13 protein-coding genes are annotated in these 18720 nt (G+C 59.4%); 11 read left to right on the top strand and 2 right to left on the bottom strand.

Going from position 1 to position 18720, the window contains the following annotated elements; genetic code table 11:
- Positions 1-120: 120 nt before the first annotated feature.
- The 11 genes from atpE to LRO94_RS00790 all read left to right on the top strand — a co-directional run bounded on the left by atpE (position 121) and on the right by LRO94_RS00790 (position 10566).
- The gene (gene atpE, locus LRO94_RS00840) at positions 121-378 is read left to right on the top strand and encodes a F0F1 ATP synthase subunit C (protein WP_002555987.1); all 258 of its coding nucleotides are present in this window, start codon (positions 121-123) and stop codon (positions 376-378) included.
- Positions 379-434: 56 nt separating this feature from the next.
- Positions 435-905, top strand: a complete 471-nt coding sequence (locus tag LRO94_RS00835) for a F0F1 ATP synthase subunit B (protein ID WP_008439543.1) — start codon at positions 435-437, stop codon at positions 903-905.
- A gap of 12 nt (positions 906-917) precedes the next feature.
- On the top strand, positions 918-1454 hold the full coding sequence (locus LRO94_RS00830; protein WP_032885165.1) for a F0F1 ATP synthase subunit delta: 537 nt from the start codon (positions 918-920) through the stop codon (positions 1452-1454).
- A gap of 21 nt (positions 1455-1475) precedes the next feature.
- The gene (gene atpA / locus LRO94_RS00825; protein ID WP_003177064.1) at positions 1476-3020 is read left to right on the top strand and encodes a F0F1 ATP synthase subunit alpha; all 1545 of its coding nucleotides are present in this window, start codon (positions 1476-1478) and stop codon (positions 3018-3020) included.
- 50 nt (positions 3021-3070) lie between these two features.
- The gene (gene atpG, locus LRO94_RS00820; protein ID WP_010565870.1) at positions 3071-3931 is read left to right on the top strand and encodes a F0F1 ATP synthase subunit gamma; all 861 of its coding nucleotides are present in this window, start codon (positions 3071-3073) and stop codon (positions 3929-3931) included.
- Between the two features lie 27 nt (positions 3932-3958).
- A complete protein-coding gene (gene atpD / locus LRO94_RS00815) occupies positions 3959-5335 on the top strand; it encodes a F0F1 ATP synthase subunit beta (protein WP_003177062.1) in 1377 nt (458 codons plus the stop codon).
- A 44-nt stretch (positions 5336-5379) separates the two neighbouring features.
- Positions 5380-5796 (top strand): F0F1 ATP synthase subunit epsilon, encoded by a 417-nt coding sequence (locus LRO94_RS00810; RefSeq protein ID WP_032885166.1) that lies wholly within the window; start codon positions 5380-5382, stop codon positions 5794-5796.
- Positions 5797-5918: 122 nt separating this feature from the next.
- Positions 5919-7286, top strand: a complete 1368-nt coding sequence (gene glmU / locus LRO94_RS00805) for a bifunctional UDP-N-acetylglucosamine diphosphorylase/glucosamine-1-phosphate N-acetyltransferase GlmU (RefSeq protein ID WP_032885167.1) — start codon at positions 5919-5921, stop codon at positions 7284-7286.
- A gap of 228 nt (positions 7287-7514) precedes the next feature.
- On the top strand, positions 7515-8282 hold the full coding sequence (locus LRO94_RS00800) for a DeoR/GlpR family DNA-binding transcription regulator (RefSeq protein ID WP_024078249.1): 768 nt from the start codon (positions 7515-7517) through the stop codon (positions 8280-8282).
- Between the two features lie 10 nt (positions 8283-8292).
- Positions 8293-10125, top strand: coding sequence for a glutamine--fructose-6-phosphate transaminase (isomerizing) (gene glmS, locus LRO94_RS00795; RefSeq protein ID WP_032885169.1), 1833 nt, complete (start codon positions 8293-8295; stop codon positions 10123-10125).
- Positions 10126-10185: 60 nt separating this feature from the next.
- Positions 10186-10566, top strand: coding sequence for a hypothetical protein (locus LRO94_RS00790; RefSeq protein ID WP_179179724.1), 381 nt, complete (start codon positions 10186-10188; stop codon positions 10564-10566).
- On the opposite strand, the gene pbpC is transcribed toward LRO94_RS00790, so the two are convergent.
- Positions 10563-12860, bottom strand: a complete 2298-nt coding sequence (gene pbpC / locus LRO94_RS00785; RefSeq protein WP_122756196.1) for a penicillin-binding protein 1C — start codon at positions 12858-12860, stop codon at positions 10563-10565. The genes LRO94_RS00790 and pbpC overlap by 4 nt on opposite strands.
- Positions 12841-18645: an alpha-2-macroglobulin gene (locus tag LRO94_RS00780; protein WP_179179725.1), complete on the bottom strand. Its 5805-nt coding sequence runs from the start codon at positions 18643-18645 to the stop codon at positions 12841-12843. Before LRO94_RS00780 ends, pbpC begins: the two co-directional genes overlap by 20 nt.
- Positions 18646-18720 lie beyond the last annotated feature (75 nt).

Here is an 18720-nt window from a genome sequence, read left to right as displayed (position 1 = left end):
TAGTCTGATGTCCTTCCCGGTGAAACGGGAAGGTGGCCCACCAGGGCTATGAAACGATTTGTTTTACCGCTTTAAAATCTAAAAAACCTAAACCATACGACGTAAAAGTCGGGAGGAAAGATGGAAACTGTAGTTGGTCTAACCGCTATCGCTGTTGCACTGTTGATCGGCCTGGGCGCCCTGGGTACTGCCATTGGTTTCGGCCTGCTGGGCGGCAAATTCCTGGAAGGCGCAGCGCGTCAGCCAGAAATGGTTCCAATGCTGCAAGTTAAAATGTTCATCGTCGCCGGCCTGCTCGACGCCGTGACCATGATCGGTGTTGGTATCGCTCTGTTCTTCACCTTCGCGAACCCTTTCGTTGGTCAACTCGCCGGTTAATCACTCGTCTTTTCGAGTGATTGGTGTGTTGTGCAACGAATGAGCGAGGTATTGGCGTGAACATTAATGCAACCATTATTGGTCAGTCCTTAGCGTTCTTGATTTTTGTCGTTTTCTGCATGAAGTTCGTATGGCCTCCGGTCATCGCAGCTCTGCACGAACGTCAGAAGAAGATCGCGGATGGACTGGACGCTGCAGCACGAGCAGCTCGCGACCTGGAGTTGGCCCAAGATAAAGCGGGTCAACAACTGCGCGAAGCGAAAGCTCAAGCAGCCGAAATCATTGAGCAAGCCAAGAAACGCGGTAACCAGATCGTTGAAGAGGCTGTTGAAAAAGCCCGTATCGACGCTGACCGTGTGAAGGTTCAGGCTCAGGCCGAGATCGAGCAGGAACTGAACGGTGTCAAAGACGCGTTGCGTGCCCAACTGGGTGCTCTGGCCGTCGGCGGTGCTGAGAAGATCCTGGGTGCCACAATCGATCAAAACGCGCACGCGGAGCTGGTTAACAAACTGGCTGCTGAAATTTAAGCGAGGGCGATCATGGCAGAATTGACCACGTTGGCCCGACCTTACGCTAAGGCAGCCTTCGAGCACGCCCAGGCCCACCAGCAGCTGGCCTCTTGGTCAGCCATGCTCGGCCTGGCTGCAGCAGTGTCGCAAGACGACACCATGCAGCGCGTGCTCAAGGCCCCGCGACTGACGAGCGCAGACAAGGCCGCCACTTTTATTGAAGTGTGCGGCGACAAGTTTGATGTGAAAGTGCAGAACTTCTTGCACGTCGTTGCCGAAAACGACCGTCTCCTGCTTCTGCCGGAGATTGCCGCTCTGTTCGACCTGTACAAGGCCGAGCAAGAGAAATCGGTAGACGTTGAAGTCACCAGTGCTTTTGCATTGAACCAAGAACAGCAAGACAAACTCGCCAAGGTTCTCAGTGCACGACTCGACCGGGAAGTGCGCCTGCAAGTTGCGGAGGATGCCACCCTTATTGGTGGTGTCATCATTCGCGCCGGCGACCTGGTTATCGATGGCTCGATTCGCGGCAAACTCGCGAATCTTGCCGAAGCATTGAAATCTTGAGTTTGAAGGGGCAGCAGAGCAATGCAGCAACTCAATCCTTCCGAAATAAGTGAAATTATCAAGGGCCGCATCGACAAGCTCGATGTGACCTCCCAAGCCCGTAACGAAGGCACTGTCGTCAGCGTATCTGACGGCATCGTGCGGATTCACGGTCTGGCCGACGTTATGTACGGCGAGATGATCGAGTTTCCGGGCGGCGTCTACGGTATGGCCCTCAACCTGGAGCAAGACTCCGTAGGTGCCGTTGTATTGGGCGCATACACCAGTCTTGCTGAAGGCATGAGCGCCAAGTGCACAGGCCGCATCCTGGAAGTTCCGGTTGGTAAGGAACTGCTGGGTCGCGTAGTCGACGCACTGGGTAACCCTGTTGACGGTAAAGGTCCACTGGGCAACACCGAGACCGACGCGGTCGAGAAAGTTGCTCCAGGCGTGATCTGGCGTAAGTCGGTAGACCAGCCTGTACAGACTGGCTACAAGGCTGTCGATGCCATGATCCCTGTCGGCCGTGGCCAGCGTGAGCTGATCATCGGTGACCGTCAGATCGGTAAAACCGCTCTGGCAATCGACGCGATCATCAACCAGAAGAACAGCGGCATTTTCTGCGTCTACGTAGCTATTGGTCAGAAGCAATCGACCATCGCCAACGTGGTTCGCAAGCTGGAAGAAAACGGCGCCCTGGCCAACACGATCATCGTGGCTGCCAGTGCTTCGGAATCTCCTGCGCTGCAATTCCTGGCACCGTACTCCGGTTGCACCATGGGTGAATTCTTCCGCGACCGCGGTGAAGACGCGCTGATCGTTTATGACGATCTGTCCAAGCAAGCAGTGGCTTACCGCCAGATTTCCCTGCTGCTGCGCCGTCCACCAGGCCGTGAAGCTTACCCAGGCGACGTGTTCTATCTCCACTCCCGTCTGCTGGAGCGTGCATCCCGCGTTTCCGAAGAGTACGTAGAGAAGTTCACCAACGGCGCAGTGACCGGCAAAACCGGCTCCCTGACCGCTCTGCCGATCATCGAAACCCAGGCTGGCGACGTTTCCGCGTTCGTTCCGACCAACGTGATTTCCATCACCGACGGTCAGATCTTCCTGGAATCGGCCATGTTCAACTCGGGCATCCGCCCTGCAGTGAACGCCGGTGTTTCGGTATCCCGTGTGGGTGGTGCCGCTCAGACCAAGATCATCAAGAAGCTCTCCGGTGGTATCCGTACCGCTCTGGCTCAGTACCGTGAATTGGCGGCATTCGCCCAGTTCGCTTCTGACCTGGACGAAGCGACCCGTAAGCAACTTGAGCATGGTCAGCGCGTTACCGAGCTGATGAAGCAGAAGCAATACGCCCCAATGTCGATCGCTGACATGGCGTTGTCGCTGTATGCCGCTGAGCGTGGGTTCCTGACCGACGTTGAAATCGCCAAGGTCGGCAGCTTTGAACAAGCGCTGATTGCTTACTTCAACCGCGATCACGCCGAATTGATGGCGAAGATCAACGTGAAGGGTGACTTCAATGACGATATCGACGCTGGCATGAAAGCCGGTATCGAGAAGTTCAAGGCCACCCAAACCTGGTAAGCCGCAGCGGGAGCCGCAAGGCTCCCGCTTGCTAACCTGATAGGTGTTACATGGCAGGCGCAAAAGAGATTCGCAGTAAGATTGCGAGCATCAAAAGCACGCAAAAAATTACCAGCGCCATGGAAAAAGTGGCGGTAAGCAAAATGCGCAAGGCACAAATGCGCATGGCTGCTAGCCGTCCTTATGCGGAGCGTATCCGCCAGGTAATTGGGCATCTGGCCAACGCCAACCCGGAATACCGCCACCCGTTCATGATCGACCGCGAAGTTAAGCGTGTGGGTTATGTGGTAGTGAGCAGTGACCGTGGTTTGTGCGGTGGTTTGAATACCAACCTGTTCAAGGCCCTGGTCAAGGACATGGCGGTAAACCGCGAAAACGGCGTCGAGATCGATCTGTGTGTTGTTGGTAGCAAGGGTGCGGCCTTTTTCCGTAACTTCGGCGGTAACGTCGTTGCAGCTATCAGCCACCTGGGTGAAGAGCCGTCGATCAATGATTTGATCGGCAGTGTGAAGGTGATGCTGGATGCGTACCTGGAAGGCCGGATTGACCGCCTCTCCGTGGTATCCAACAAGTTCATCAACACCATGACCCAGCAGCCAACCGTGGAGCAATTGATTCCACTGGTGGCGACTCCGGATCAGGAACTCAAGCACCACTGGGACTACCTCTACGAACCAGACGCCAAAGAGCTGCTTGACGGCTTGATGGTGCGCTACGTGGAGTCGCAGGTGTACCAGGCGGTGGTCGAGAACAACGCAGCTGAACAAGCGGCGCGGATGATCGCGATGAAAAACGCTACCGATAACGCCGGTGATCTGATCAGCGATTTGCAGCTGATCTACAACAAGGCGCGTCAGGCTGCGATCACCCAAGAGATCTCGGAAATCGTCGGCGGCGCTGCCGCGGTTTAACGGTTCAAATATTCAGAGGATCCAGCTATGAGTAGCGGACGTATCGTTCAAATCATCGGCGCCGTTATCGACGTGGAATTTCCACGCGACAGCGTACCGAGCATCTACAACGCGCTGAAAGTACAAGGCGCGGAAACTACTCTGGAAGTTCAGCAGCAGCTGGGCGACGGCGTAGTTCGTACCATTGCGATGGGTTCCACCGAAGGCTTGAAGCGCGGTCTGGACGTAATCGACTCTGGCGCAGCCATCTCCGTACCGGTCGGTAAAGCGACCCTGGGCCGGATCATGGACGTACTGGGCAACCCGATTGACGAAGCTGGTCCGATCGACACCGAAGAGCGCTGGGGCATTCACCGTCCAGCACCTTCGTTCGCGGAACAAGCTGGCGGCAACGACCTGCTGGAAACCGGCATCAAGGTTATCGACCTGGTTTGCCCGTTCGCCAAGGGCGGTAAAGTCGGTCTGTTCGGTGGTGCCGGTGTAGGCAAGACCGTAAACATGATGGAACTGATCCGTAACATCGCCATCGAGCACAGCGGTTATTCCGTGTTCGCTGGTGTGGGTGAGCGTACTCGTGAGGGTAACGACTTCTACCACGAGATGAAGGACTCCAACGTTCTGGACAAAGTGGCACTGGTTTACGGTCAGATGAACGAGCCGCCGGGAAACCGTCTGCGCGTAGCACTGACTGGCCTGACCATGGCCGAGAAGTTCCGTGACGAAGGTAACGACGTTCTGCTGTTCGTCGACAACATCTACCGTTACACCCTGGCCGGTACTGAAGTATCCGCACTGCTGGGCCGTATGCCTTCCGCAGTAGGTTACCAGCCGACCCTGGCTGAAGAGATGGGCGTTCTGCAAGAACGTATCACTTCGACCAAGGAAGGTTCGATCACTTCGATCCAAGCGGTATACGTACCTGCGGATGACTTGACCGACCCATCGCCAGCGACCACCTTCGCCCACTTGGACGCCACCGTCGTTCTGTCCCGTGACATCGCTTCCCTGGGTATCTACCCAGCGGTCGATCCACTCGACTCGACTTCGCGCCAGCTGGACCCGAACGTGATCGGCCAGGAGCACTACGACACCGCTCGCGGCGTTCAGTACGTGCTGCAGCGTTACAAAGAACTGAAGGACATCATTGCGATCCTGGGTATGGACGAGCTGTCGGAAGCCGACAAGCAGTTGGTAAACCGTGCTCGTAAGATCCAGCGCTTCTTGTCGCAGCCGTTCTTCGTGGCTGAAGTCTTCACCGGTGCTTCGGGTAAATACGTTTCCCTGAAAGACACCATTGCTGGCTTCAAAGGCATCCTCAACGGTGACTACGACCACCTGCCAGAACAAGCGTTCTACATGGTCGGCGGCATCGAAGAAGCGATCGAGAAAGCCAAGAAACTGTAATCCAGGCGCCCGGAAACGGGCGCTCATCAGGTTGAGGCAATCAGATGGCTATGACAGTCCATTGCGATATCGTCAGCGCGGAAGGGGAAATCTTCTCCGGTCTGGTAGAAATGGTGATTGCACACGGCGAACTCGGTGACCTGGGTATTGCCATGGGCCACGCGCCGTTGATCACCAGCTTGAAGCCAGGTCCGATCACTCTGACCAAGCAAGGCGGGGAACGTGAGGTGTTTTACATCTCCGGTGGTTTCCTTGAGGTTCAGCCGAACATGGTCAAGGTACTTGCCGACACCGTGCAACGTGCTGGCGATCTGGATGAAGCCTCCGCTCAGGAAGCCGTCAAGGCTGCTGAGAAGGCCCTGAACGAAAAGGGTGCGGACTTCGACTACAGCGCTGCTGCTGTACGTCTGGCCGAGGCTGCAGCTCAGCTGCGCACGCTCCAGCAGATCCGCAAGAAGTAAGCGGCTACGCCGTGATGCTTATGCGCGATTGATTAAAAAGGGTAGCCTCGGCTACCCTTTTTCTTTTTTAGCAAAACACATCTTTGGTCTGAAGCCGGACCGTCCAGGATTGGTAGCCATTAATGTCTCTTGAAATCGTCATTCTCGCCGCAGGCCAGGGCACCCGCATGCGCTCTGCCCTGCCCAAGGTGCTGCACCCGGTGGCCGGCAACTCCATGCTTGGCCATGTTATCCACAGCGCCCGGCAGTTGGACCCGCAACGCATCCACGTAGTGATCGGCCACGGTGCCGATGCAGTGCGTGAGCGCTTGGCTGCGGATGACCTGAATTTCGTATTGCAGGACAAACAACTGGGGACCGGCCACGCCACCGCGCAAGCTGTGCCGTTCATTACCGCTGACACCGTGCTGATCCTCTACGGCGACGTGCCGCTGATCGAAGTGGAAACCCTGCAACGCCTGCTTAAGCACGTAGTGCCTGGTCAGATGGGCCTGCTCACCGTGGAACTGGAAGACCCCACCGGCTACGGACGCATCGTGCGCAATGCCGATGGCAAGGTCGCGGCCATCGTTGAGCACAAGGACGCCAGCGAGGCCCAACGTGCCATCACTGAAGGCAATACCGGTATTCTCGCCGTGCCTGGCAACAAGCTCGCCGACTGGATGAGCCGTCTGTCCAACAACAACGCTCAGGGTGAGTACTACCTCACCGACGTGATTGAGATGGCCGTGAGCGATGGCCTGCTGGTAGCTACCGAGCAGCCCCACGACCCTATGGAAGTGCAGGGCGCCAACGACCGCAAGCAGTTGGCCGAACTGGAGCGTCACTACCAACTGCGAGAAGGTCGCCGCCTGATGGCTGAGGGAGTGACCCTGCGCGACCCTGCGCGTTTTGACGTACGCGGTGAGGTCACCGTGGGGCGCGACGTGCTGATCGACATCAACGTGATCCTCGAAGGTCGCGTAATCATCGAAGACGACGTAGTCATCGGCCCGAACTGCGTGATCAAGGACAGCACCCTGCGCAAGGGCGTGGTGATCAAGGCCAACAGCCATATCGACGGCGCGGTGATGGGCGAGGGCAGCGATGCTGGCCCGTTTGCTCGGTTGCGTCCGGGCACTGTGATGGGGGCCAGGGCGCATGTCGGCAACTTCGTCGAACTGAAAAATGCACGAATGGGCGACGACGCAAAGGCCGGCCACCTGGCCTACCTTGGTGATGCGGTTATCGGTGCTCGCAGCAACATCGGCGCTGGCGCAATCACCTGCAACTACGACGGCGCCAACAAGTACCAGACCACTATTGGCGAGGACGTATTCATTGGCTCGAATAACTCGCTGATTGCGCCAGTGACGATCGGTGATGGTTCGAACACTGCCGCAGGCTCAACCATCAACCAGGATGTGGATAAATCCCAACTGGCCGTAGCTCGGGCCCGCCAACGCAACATCGACGGCTGGAAACGCCCGGTCAAAATCAAAAAGACCTGAGTTATCCACAGCGTCATCAGCAGTGCTATCCAAATGTGGGAGGGGGCTTGTCCCCGATGGCGGATTTTCAGTCAATGTTCTAGTCGACTGATCTACTGCAATCGGGGGCAAGCCCCCTCCCACATTTGGCCTGCGTTGTTTGAAGAATCTGTTCCAGACTCTTGACGATATAGTCCTAATAGGTTTTGATTGCCTTCGTTATCTTTCGAAACGAAACTTATCAATACCATGTCGAAACGAAATACACCCCAACGACGCCACAACATCCTGACCTTGCTCAACGAACAGGGCGAAGTCAGCGTGGACGAATTGGCCAAGCGTTTCGAAACCTCCGAAGTCACTATCCGCAAGGACTTGGCCGCCCTAGAAAGTAACGGCCTGTTGCTGCGCCGCTACGGTGGTGCGATCACCATGCCTCAGGAACTGGTAGGCGATCCTGCCCAACCGATCTCGGCCTACAAGCGTGCGATCGCCCGTGCTGCCGTGATGCGTTTGCGGGAACACGCCCGCATCATCATCGACAGCGGCAGCACCACCGCCGCCATGATCCCGGAACTGGGCCACCAGCCCGGACTCGTGGTCATGACCAACTCCCTGCACGTAGCCAGCGCCTTGAGCGAATTGGAACACGAGCCGGTGCTGTTGATGACCGGCGGCACCTGGGACCCGCATTCGGACTCGTTTCAGGGCCAGGTCGCCGAGCAGGTGTTGCGTTCCTACGACTTTGATCAACTGTTCATCGGCGCCGACGGCATCGATCTGCAGCGTGGCACCACCACCTTCAACGAATTACTGGGTCTGAGCCGTGTGATGGCCGAGGTCGCCCGTGAAGTGGTGGTGATGGTCGAATCCGACAAGATCGGCCGCAAAATTCCCAACCTGGAACTGCCCTGGAGCAGCGTCCATACCCTTATCACCGATGATCGCCTGCCGCTTGAGGCCCGCGACCAGATCCAAGCCCGCGGCATTACGCTGATATGCGCGGCAATCATCTAGGAGAAGCACCATGTGTGGAATTGTTGGCGCAGTCGCCGAACGTAACGTTACCGCCATTCTGATCGAAGGCCTCAAGCGCCTTGAATACCGTGGCTACGACAGCGCCGGCGTGGCCGTCTTCACCAACGCCGGCAAGCTTGAGCGCATGCGTCGCCCGGGCAAGGTCAGTGAGTTGGAGCAGGCCCTGGCCGGCGAACCGCTGGTAGGTCGCCTGGGGATTGCCCACACCCGCTGGGCCACTCACGGCGCACCGTGCGAACGCAACGCCCACCCGCACTTCTCCGGTGACCTGGCCGTGGTGCACAACGGCATCATCGAAAACCACGAAGTGCTGCGCGAACAGCTCAAGAGCCTGGGGTACGTGTTCACCTCAGACACCGACACTGAAGTCATCGCCCACCTGCTCAATCACAAGCTCAAGGACCACAGCGACCTGACCACCGCCCTCAAGGCCACGGTCAAGGAACTGCACGGCGCCTATGGCCTGGCCGTCGTCAGTGCCAGCCAACCGGACCGTGTGGTAGCCGCCCGCAGTGGCAGCCCGCTGGTGATCGGCCTGGGCCTGGGCGAGAACTTTCTCGCTTCCGACCAACTGGCCCTGCGTCAGGTCACCGACCGATTCATGTACTTGGAAGAAGGCGATATCGCCGACATACGCCGTGAAAGCGTGGCGATCTGGGACGTTAACGGTAATTCCGTCGAACGCGAAGCTGTGCAATACCGCGACGGCGCCGAAGCGGCCGATAAAGGTGAGTACCGCCATTTCATGCTCAAAGAGATCCACGAGCAACCTGCCGTGGTCCAGCGCACGTTGGAAGGTCGACTGAGTCAGAGCCAAGTGCTGGTCAACGCGTTCGGCCCCCAGGCCGCCGAGCTGTTCGCCAAAGTGCGCAATGTGCAGATCGTCGCTTGTGGCACCAGCTACCACGCCGGCATGGTTGCCCGTTATTGGCTGGAAGACCTGGCTGGCATCCCGTGCCAGGTCGAAGTCGCCAGTGAGTTCCGCTACCGCAAGGTGGTGGTACAGCCCGATACCTTGTTCGTGACTATCTCCCAGTCCGGCGAAACCGCCGACACCCTGGCCGCGCTGCGCAACGCCAAAGAGTTGGGCTTCCTCGCCAGCCTGGCGATCTGCAACGTCAGTATCAGCTCTTTGGTACGTGAGTCCGACCTGACCCTGCTGACCCAGGCGGGTCGCGAAATCGGCGTAGCTTCCACCAAAGCCTTCACCACCCAACTGGTTGGTTTGTTGCTACTGACCCTGTCCCTGGGCCAAGTGCGAGGCACCCTGGCCGAAGGTGTTGAAGCTACCTTGGTGGAAGAATTGCGCCGCCTGCCGACTCGCCTGGGCGAAGCACTGGCCATGGACAGCGTCGTGGAAAAAGTCGCCGAGCTGTTCGCCGACAAGAACCACACCCTGTTCCTTGGCCGTGGCGCGCAGTACCCGGTGGCGATGGAAGGTGCCCTCAAGCTCAAGGAAATCTCGTACATCCACGCCGAAGCCTACCCGGCCGGCGAGCTGAAACACGGCCCGTTGGCCCTGGTGGATGACGACATGCCGGTGGTCACTGTGGCGCCGAACAACGAACTGCTGGAAAAGCTCAAATCCAACCTGCAGGAAGTACGCGCCCGTGGCGGCCAACTGGTGGTATTCGCCGACGAGAAGGCGAGCATGATCAATGGCGAAGGCACCCACGTCATCAACATGCCGCACATCAACGACACCTTGTCGCCGATCCTCTACACCATCCCGCTGCAGCTGCTGTCGTACTACGTGGCCGTGCTCAAGGGCACTGACGTAGACCAGCCACGTAATTTGGCCAAGTCGGTGACAGTCGAGTAATACCTCGCTCACCTGGAGGCCCATCGGGTCTCCAGGTTTCAACGCAAGGACGCCACGTTGATGCCATCTTCCTTTCCCCACCTCGGCGAGCGTTTGCACAATCGCCGATTTGTGGTCGCGAATAACACCCATGGGCTTTCCGGTACCGGCACGGTGTTTCATTACCGTGTCGACGGTGATGCCCTATCCAGCACCTACCAAGGCGGCCGAATCCGTACGGGGACGCAAGTCGGTCGCGTGACCGGCGCCGATACCATTGAGCTGCTTTTTCAGTGCCTGACGCTGGACGGTGAGCTGCTGTCCGGTTGGTCGCGAGGTACAGTGAGTGTGGATACGTCTGGGCGTACCAGCCTGAGCTTTGTATGGGGTTGGTTATCGGGTGCGACCGGAGGCGGGGAATCGAATTATGTTGAGCTTGCTGAGGGTGATAACTGCCCCTAAGGCACAAACTCCACCCGCAACCCCCGACTCGTGCTGCGTCCTTGATCATCACTGACCCGCAACCGATATTCCCCTGACTTGCCCGGCCTCCAGTTCAGCGTGGCTTGCGGCGGGCCTTGGCCGATCAAGGTTTGATCAGCGAACCAGTACAGCGTCGCCGCATCGCTGGCCGCATTCGCGTTCAGCGGGATGCTTTCCTGGGGTTGAGACAAGCGCAGTTGGTAGCTCACCTGAGTCAGTGGCGAGCGAATCTGCGGCGCTTCGCTCTGGTCGGTGATGCGGTTGGGTTGGCAGTTTTTCATCACGTTGGGCGGGGTTCGGCGGGGCAGGCCGGCTGCTCGGTACAGGCGTTGAACGTCGCTGGGCCAGAACTCGAAGATGTCCTCTCGTGTGTATTGCGGATCGAACGGCGGGCACGCGGCTTTGCCGGTGCGGGTGTCGATCAGCACCGGGCGGTGCAGGTTGGAAACGCGGATCGGCGAGACGCCGGGGATGTACCAGGTCTTGCGGGTTTGCGGGCACCAGCGGTTGGGCAGCTCACCGGAGGCAGCGCAGACATCAATGCGCACCAGCCCCGCGGGCGGTTTGTCGGCTTTGATCGCGACGTTGGGTAATGCCAGGGGCAAAGCGTCAGCAATGCGGAAGAATAGCGGCGCGGCGGTCTTGGCACCAATAAACGCTGGATTTGGCCGACCATCGAAGTTACCCACCCACACCACCAACACATACGGGCCGACCAGTCCGGCGCTCCACGCATCGTGAAAACCCCATGACGTACCGGTTTTCCAGGCGGTTCGCCAATGGCGGCCGGGCAGGCCATCTGGGCGTGGGTTGCGGCGCAGCATGTCGCGCACCATAAACGCGGCCTGCGGGCTGAGCAGTTGTGCGCCGGTGGTTTGCGGCTGTTGCTGCAAGTAGCGCAACGGCCGTAAATGCCCGTCTCCCGCCAACATCACATACAGTCGCGCCAGCTCCTCCGGGGTCATCTCGCCGCCACCCAGTGCCAGGGCCAGGCCGTAATGGCTTTCGTCGCGTAGGCCTTTGATGCCGGCGCGTTGCAGCAAGCCGTATAGAGAAGGCGACTTGACCTGGCTGGCCAGCCACACGGCGGGGATATTGCGACTGCGGATCAACGCATCCCGGGCCGTCAGTGGGCCGACAAAACTGCCGTCGAAGTTTTCCGGTTGGAAGTAGCCGAAGTTACTCGGTAAGTCCTTGAGGATGCTCATGGGGTGGATCACCCCTTGGTCCAGCGCCAGCCCATAGAGAAACGGTTTGAGCGTAGACCCCGGCGAGCGCCGTGATAGCACACCATTGACCTGTCCATGGATGTCTGTGGATAAGTAGTCCGCTGAGCCCACCAGCGCCTTGACGCTCTGATCGCGGCTGTCGATCAGGATCGCGGTGGCGTTCTCCACCCCGGTGCTGCGCCGTTCGGCGATAAACCCGGTGATCAGACGTTCCAGCAATTGTTGCAAAGGCAGATTGAGCGTGCTGTTCAACTCGTTACCGGCTTGAGATGCCAGCAATTGCTCGCTCAAGTGTGGCGCCAAAAAAGGAATTTGCTGGCGGTTGCGCGCTTCCAAGGGCAAGTCCAGCAAACTGTCATTACGCGGGTCTTGTGGATAAGTCTCGCGCCAGTCAGCCATCAAGCGCAGCCGGGCGTTTTGCAGCGAAGGCCCGAAGCGTGCTCGACGGCCGGGCTGTTGGGGGATTACCGCCAATGCCAACGCTTCGGACAGCGACAAGTGCGCCGCCGCCTTGCCAAAGTAGATGCGACTGGCCGCTTCGGCGCCTTCGATATTGCCGCCCATGGGCGCCAAGTTCAGGTACGCCTCAAGGATGTCGTGCTTGCTGTAGCGCGCTTCCAGCCACAGCGCCAACGCCATCTGCTGCAATTTGCCGGGCACTTGGCGGGTGTTGAGATCCCACAGGCGCCGCGCCAGTTGCATGCTCAACGTCGAGCCGCCTTGGCGCTGGCCTCCGCTGTAGGTGGCCATGGCCGCCCGCAGCAACGCCGGGGGATTGATCCCCGGGTGCCAGTAGAAATTGCGGTCTTCCTTGAGCAGCAGCGCCTCAATCAATGAAGGTGAAATGCGCTCCAGTGGTAGCCATAGGCGATATTGACCGTCCTGGGCCAGCGTCATACGCAACAGCGAGCCGTCATCGGCCAATACGACCCTGGAGGAGGTAATGGCCTGTTCCAGCGGCGCATGGGGCCAAAGTCGCACGCCGGCCAGTAACGCCGCAGCTGCCAGCAGCGGCGTCAGACGTTTAAGGCTTGGTAATTTCAAGCTGGCCTACTTTGCCGCGTCCCTGCAGGGTGGTTTCGTACATGCCTTCGGCGTAAGCCGGTGGCGTATTGAACGTCCCTGCGTTGGTGGCGCGTACGCGGTAAACGAAAGTGCCTACATCACGTAGCGCAGTGCCGTACAACACCACCCGATCATCCCGCACATCCACGTAGTCTGGCTGCCAGTTGCTCAGCTCGGTTTCGCCGATGGGGGCCTGCCAGGTGTCAGCTTCTTCTTCGCTGGCTTCAACGTACTCGGATTCTTCGCCTTCGCTTTCCTCGCTGCTCGCGGCTTCCGGCTCTGGAGGCAAGTTATACACAGGCTCGACACCGCCGGGCAGCAAGTCGACCACGGCCACTTGCTGCACTTGGTCACGGTCGGTAGCCCGTAGGCGCAAGCGCACCAGGAACTCATCACCCACCGCTACCTTACTCACTGGCTCGCCTTTGAGGTCGAGGTATTCGTGGATGATTTCCAGGCCGTTGTTGATGGCTTTGAGCTTGGCGCCTTTATCAAAACCGGCTTCGCTGAGCATGTAGAACGCTGCTGGGCCATCGGATTTTTCCATGACCAGCTTCTGCGTGGCGCGCGGTACGGCGGCGCGCGGTGGCTGGCCGGCCATTTCCAGCAATTGTTGCTGTTTATCGCCCAGCCAGGCGGTGGCCTTGAGGGTCATGTCGCTTTGCGCGCGCTGGCCATAGTTGTCCAGGGCGCGCAGCAACAATGCCGCCGACAGCGAGTTGTAGCGCTGCTCGTTGAGGCGTTTGCCGAGCTTATCCAGTAGCGCGGTGGGCACGTCATCCATCAGTTCAGGGAAATGGCGCGCCAGCAGGTGCAAGTGTTCGGCGTCGTGCACCAGCGGGTCGTAGTACAGGCCGTCGCTGTCCCACTTATCCACAAGCGAACGCCACGGGATTTTGCGGAACAGCGTATCGGCCTGCCGATCCTGCTTGAGCAGTTTGTAGCTGGCAGCCAGGTAGGCGGCGCCCAGGTCGTTCTGCCAGCTGTCCTTGAAGTAACTCTCGTAGCGCTCGCGGATGTCGCTCAGCGCGCCGCTCACCAGAATCCCCTGACGGCTCAGCAGGTAACTGGCGTAGGCACGGTTACGCAATTCCGACAGGCCTTCGCTCGGGCCGTTGGCCAGGTCTGTCAGATACGCGTTGGAACGCACCAGCAGGTCCTCCGGCACCGGCAGCCCGCGCTCCTTGGCTTCGATCAGGAAATCAGTGGCGTACAGGCTGGCGTACGGCGCCACGTCAGGGTTGGCAGCCCACAATCCAAAGCCACCGGCCTGGTTTTGACGCTGGCGCAACATGCGGACCGCGCTGCTGAAGGCTTGTTCAGCCTCGGGTGCGGTGCCGCCCCAGATCAATGCCGGCATGGCCTTGGACACCAATTGCTCGGTGCATGCATAGCCGTAGTCATCCAGGTAGTGCTTGAGGCCATTGGCCCATACCAGCGGCGAGGCGGCCACGCCCAACTGCACATCACGCAGCTGGCTGAACAGTTCACGTGTGGGCTTGAGTTCTTTGCTGGCGCTGTCGAAACGGCCCAGGCTCAGAGCGACGCGGTGTTCGCTCAAGGGGCGGATTGACGTGGTTTCCGCCACCTGGATCCGCTTGCCATCCGGCAGCACCGCGACAAAGCGCAGGTCTGCCGAACCGAGGGTGTCGCCGACTTTGATCTTGAATTCGGCAGTGCCTTCTTTGCGCGGTTGCAGTGACAAGGTGCTGCCCTTGTCGCCCTGAACCACGAGGCCGGCGCTGGTCTGCACTTCAAATTTCACATCCGCTGCCGCGTCGAGGTTGCTGAACACCCCGGCGCTGACGTTGAACACATCCCCCGGCGCCACGAAGGCCGGCACGTTGGGCGTGATCACGATCGGCCCGCGCACGTCGGTAGTGGTCTCGCTGACGCCCACGCTGTCGGTATCCACCGCGACGGCAAACAGGTGCAACTTGCCGTTGAAGCTGTCGGGTACCTGGTAATGCAGCACGGTTTCACCGACCGGCAAATCCACAAGCCCGGACCACCACGCCACTGGCGGCTGATGTTTGCGTTTGAACGGGTTGAGGTGATTAGCCAGGGCGCCTTCCGTATCGCCTCCAGGCGCCGCCCCACTGAGCAGGCGGCTGAACTCCGGCAGGATCAGGTCAAGAATCTGACTGGTGCCGACTTCCAGCGCACGCTTCTGGAAGAAGAAACCCAGCGGATCAGGCGTTTGATAGCGCGCTACTTGCAGGATGCCTTCGTCCACCGCGTAGATCACGGCGCGACCCGGGCGGTCGGTGTTGACCTTAATGTCGAGGGTCTGCCCCGGCTCGATCTTCGCCGGGCCGTCGACCTTCAGTGCCATGCGCCGCGCGTCCAGGTTGATGCTGAAGGGCACCACACCGTAGGAAAGCGGGCTCATATAAACCTCGGACGAACCGATGTCTCGCACGAACTGCACGTTGACGTAGGCATTGCCCTCAAGGCCCGCAGGCACGCGGATATGTTGCACGCTGTTGGTGCTGTCGGCCTTGAACCACTGCTGGGTGTAGACCTTGTCGCGCTCGATGGTGATCAAGCCCGCGCCGGTGTACGGCGCGCGAATGCTGATGGCGATCTCATCACCGGTGGCGTAGCTGCGTTTATCCAGGCGCAGTTGCAGCTCGGCGTTACGCTCCAGGGAGCGCGAGGTGTTGCCGCGCCCGGCCACGCTGTAGTCGATCTGGTTGAGCAGGTTGCCGTTGGCGTCCTTGAGTTGCAGGGTGAAATCCCCTGGCGTACCGGTATTCAGGGTCTGCTTGGCGCCGTCTTTGGTCATCACCAGCGGTGAGGCCGGTTGGCTGATGTTCTTGATACGTGACTCGTACTTGTAGGTGCCGTTGGATTGCTTCACCAGCACCGACACATAACGGTGCTCGACCACTTCGCTGGTCAAGCCATCCACCGCAAGCGGTGTGAGGTCTGGCGCGACGGCCAGCCATTGCACCTGGCGCGGGGCGTCCTTAGCGACGTATGACAGCGAATCCTGACTTTTCACACCCACCAGGTACGGTGCGGACGACACCAGCAGTGCACTTTGCGCCGCCACGTTGCGGCCACCTTCAGCCTCGAACACCTGGGTCATCACTTGCAAACGATAGGTGCTGTTGGCGAAACGTTGCAGGTTGAGGTCGAGCACGGCCTGGCCGTTATCGTCGACGGTGGTTTCGGCCAGGTCTTCGGTGCTGGCGTCTTCCAGGGAATCATTGAGGCGGAAGCGGTAGTCGGGGTAACGGTCGAATGCCGCGAGCGTCGGGCTCAGTGACATTTTTGCAGTAACGCGACGGCCCGAGGCCGGGGCGCCGAACAGGTGCATGGCGGTGACTTTAGCCACCACTTGGTCCGGGGGAATCCAGCCCTGCACCGGCGTGTCGTGCAGGCTCAAACTGACCTTCATGCGGTCCGGCTCGAAATCGCGGACTTTGAAGCTGACACTGCCCAGGTCTGTGCGCGTTTGCTTCTGGCCAATCAACTGCAAGGTCGCGGTGTATTCCCCGGCTGGGGCCACTTCGCTGCTGGGGAAATCAAAGGTTTCAAACCCGCTGGCGGAGAGCTTCAGTGGCTGGCGAATCACTTCCAGACCGCGCGGGTCGGTGATTTGCAGCTCCACCGGCAGACCTTGCAAGGCGCCTTTCCAGTTGCCGCTGCGCACGATCATGCCCAGGTGGGCGGTTTCGCCGGGTCGGTACAGGCCGCGGTCGGTAAACAGGTAGGCGCTGAGGCGATCAATCGCACCGTCTTCTTCCAAACCGCCTACATCAAAGCGCGACAAATCCAGCTGCTGGGACTGACGGGCGATTGGCAGGAACGATTGGTCATTGCCGCGACTGACCACATACATAAGCGGCGTTTTCTCACGGCGCAGTTCATCCAGCTTGGCGAAATGCACATGGCCTTCGCCGTCCGTGTGACCGCTGCTCACCGGCAAGCCATTGCGACCGATGATGTCGACTTGCGCGTCGGCCACCGGCGAACCATTACCGATGGACTGCACATACACGTCGTGACTGCCGTCGCTGGAGCGTTTGGCGATGATGCCGAGGTCGGTCACTACGATAAACCGCAGGTCGCTGGTACTGCTGCGTTCATATTCGAACGTACGCTCGGCCGGTTCATCCTGTGGGCTCAGCTTGAGCACGAAAATGCCGCGACGGCCGCCGTTGGCGGTGAGGTAGTGGCTCAAATCTACGTTGTCGTAGACGGTTTTGGCCGGGTCATTGGATGACATAGGAATGTCCAGAGACTGACGCTCGACCATACGATCGAAGTACTCATTGCCAAAGTTCGGCCGCGCAAAACTGCCGCTGCTCTGGTCCACCAAGTGTTGCAACTGGTTGGGCAACAGGCGGGCGATTTCCACGTGGGCGCCGGGCACTCCCCTGGCCATGAAGCCCAGGCGTTTCTCGCCAGTGAGGCTGAGCAGGGCGCCGTCAGACAGGAACTGCAAGGTGCGCGGATACGCCGGCATGCTGACCAGCGACGCCGTAGGATCCTTCGCCAGATAGCCGCCGATGGCCTCCAGGTTAGCGGGCACGCGTACATACAGCGCACGTCCGGCAGGGGCCTTGAACTTGAAGGCGTGCAGGGTGTTCAGCGGTTCGACGCTGGGCACGTGGGTCAGGTTGACCTTGGTGCTGCGGGCGAGCAGGGCGTCGTCGATTTCATTGGTGTTATAGGGGCGGGTGTCGTCCTGGGCTTTTTCCGGCAACAGCCAGGCTTGGACCTTACCGGCGATGGTGTCATCGGCTACAGCGCTGGAACTGCTGAACATCAGCACTGGCTCTGGCTCTGCGCGTTCGTTATCCACAAAGCTGATTTCGGCGCCCGTAAATGTCAGGCGATAGCGACCGGGTACGGTGACTTTGGCCACCAACGATGCGGCGCTGGCGTTGCCGCCATCGCGAGCCTTGATGCCTTCGTCGAGTTTGGCGCTGACCGGGGTGCTTTCCAGCGGGGTGGCCAAGGCTGCGGAGCGTACGTAGGCGTTGAGTTTTTTCTCGTCGAAGGTGATTTCCGGGCGATTTGGCAATTGGGCGTCGCGGTAGGTCAGGCCTTTGTCGAGGTTCACCGTTACGTGCTTGCGCAGGCTGTCTTCATCCACAGGGTGGGAAAAATGGAAGGTCGCCACCAGCTGCTTCAGCGTCGGGTTGGATGGATCCTGGTACAACTCGTTGGCGGCCAGGGTGGCGCGGAACGGTTGGGTGGAGAACTGAGTGCTGTACTGATCCAGCAATACGCCATCTGCCAACAGGTTTCTCTTGGCCAGATCAAGGGTGTAATGGGCGTCGATAGGCCAGTCTTTCTCCGGCACGAACAACAGGCTACGGTCATCCGCCCAGCGCCAGGTGCCTGCGACCTCGGGCTTTAGGGTAATGCCCTCGGTGACGGGTTTGCCGATGGCCGCAAGGGGCGCCACGGACTCGGCGAAGCGCACCTGTAAGTTATCCACAACTGGCGTTGGCTGGGTGTAGTCAGTCAGGTTGGGCTTGTGCAGCGAGTAGCTCGCGGTATGCGGCTGCGGCAGATTGGAATACCAGTGCCAGCCGTAGAAGCCAGCGGCCACGAGCAGTGCTAGCCCGAGCACTCCGGCACCCGTCTGACGCGGGTAAGCACGGGCTTTACTCCCAAGTTTTTCCACGCCACGGCCGATAGCACGCAGCCATAGCGGAGGATGCCATTGGCCGAAAACGGCCCCCACCACGGTCAGAAACACGCCGACAACACGACGGCTGATGGCTTTGAGCGAATCGAACATGGTGAGCATCCCTGGCTAAGTGCGGCGTATCTTACAGCGTCTTTGATACAAAAGATGACGCCGATACGCCGTATG

The organism is Pseudomonas sivasensis (genome assembly GCF_021391435.1).
Classification (GTDB): domain Bacteria; phylum Pseudomonadota; class Gammaproteobacteria; order Pseudomonadales; family Pseudomonadaceae; genus Aquipseudomonas; species Aquipseudomonas sivasensis.
Note: the sequence above shows the minus strand (reverse complement) of the source record. Positions and strands in the feature narration are given on the sequence as shown.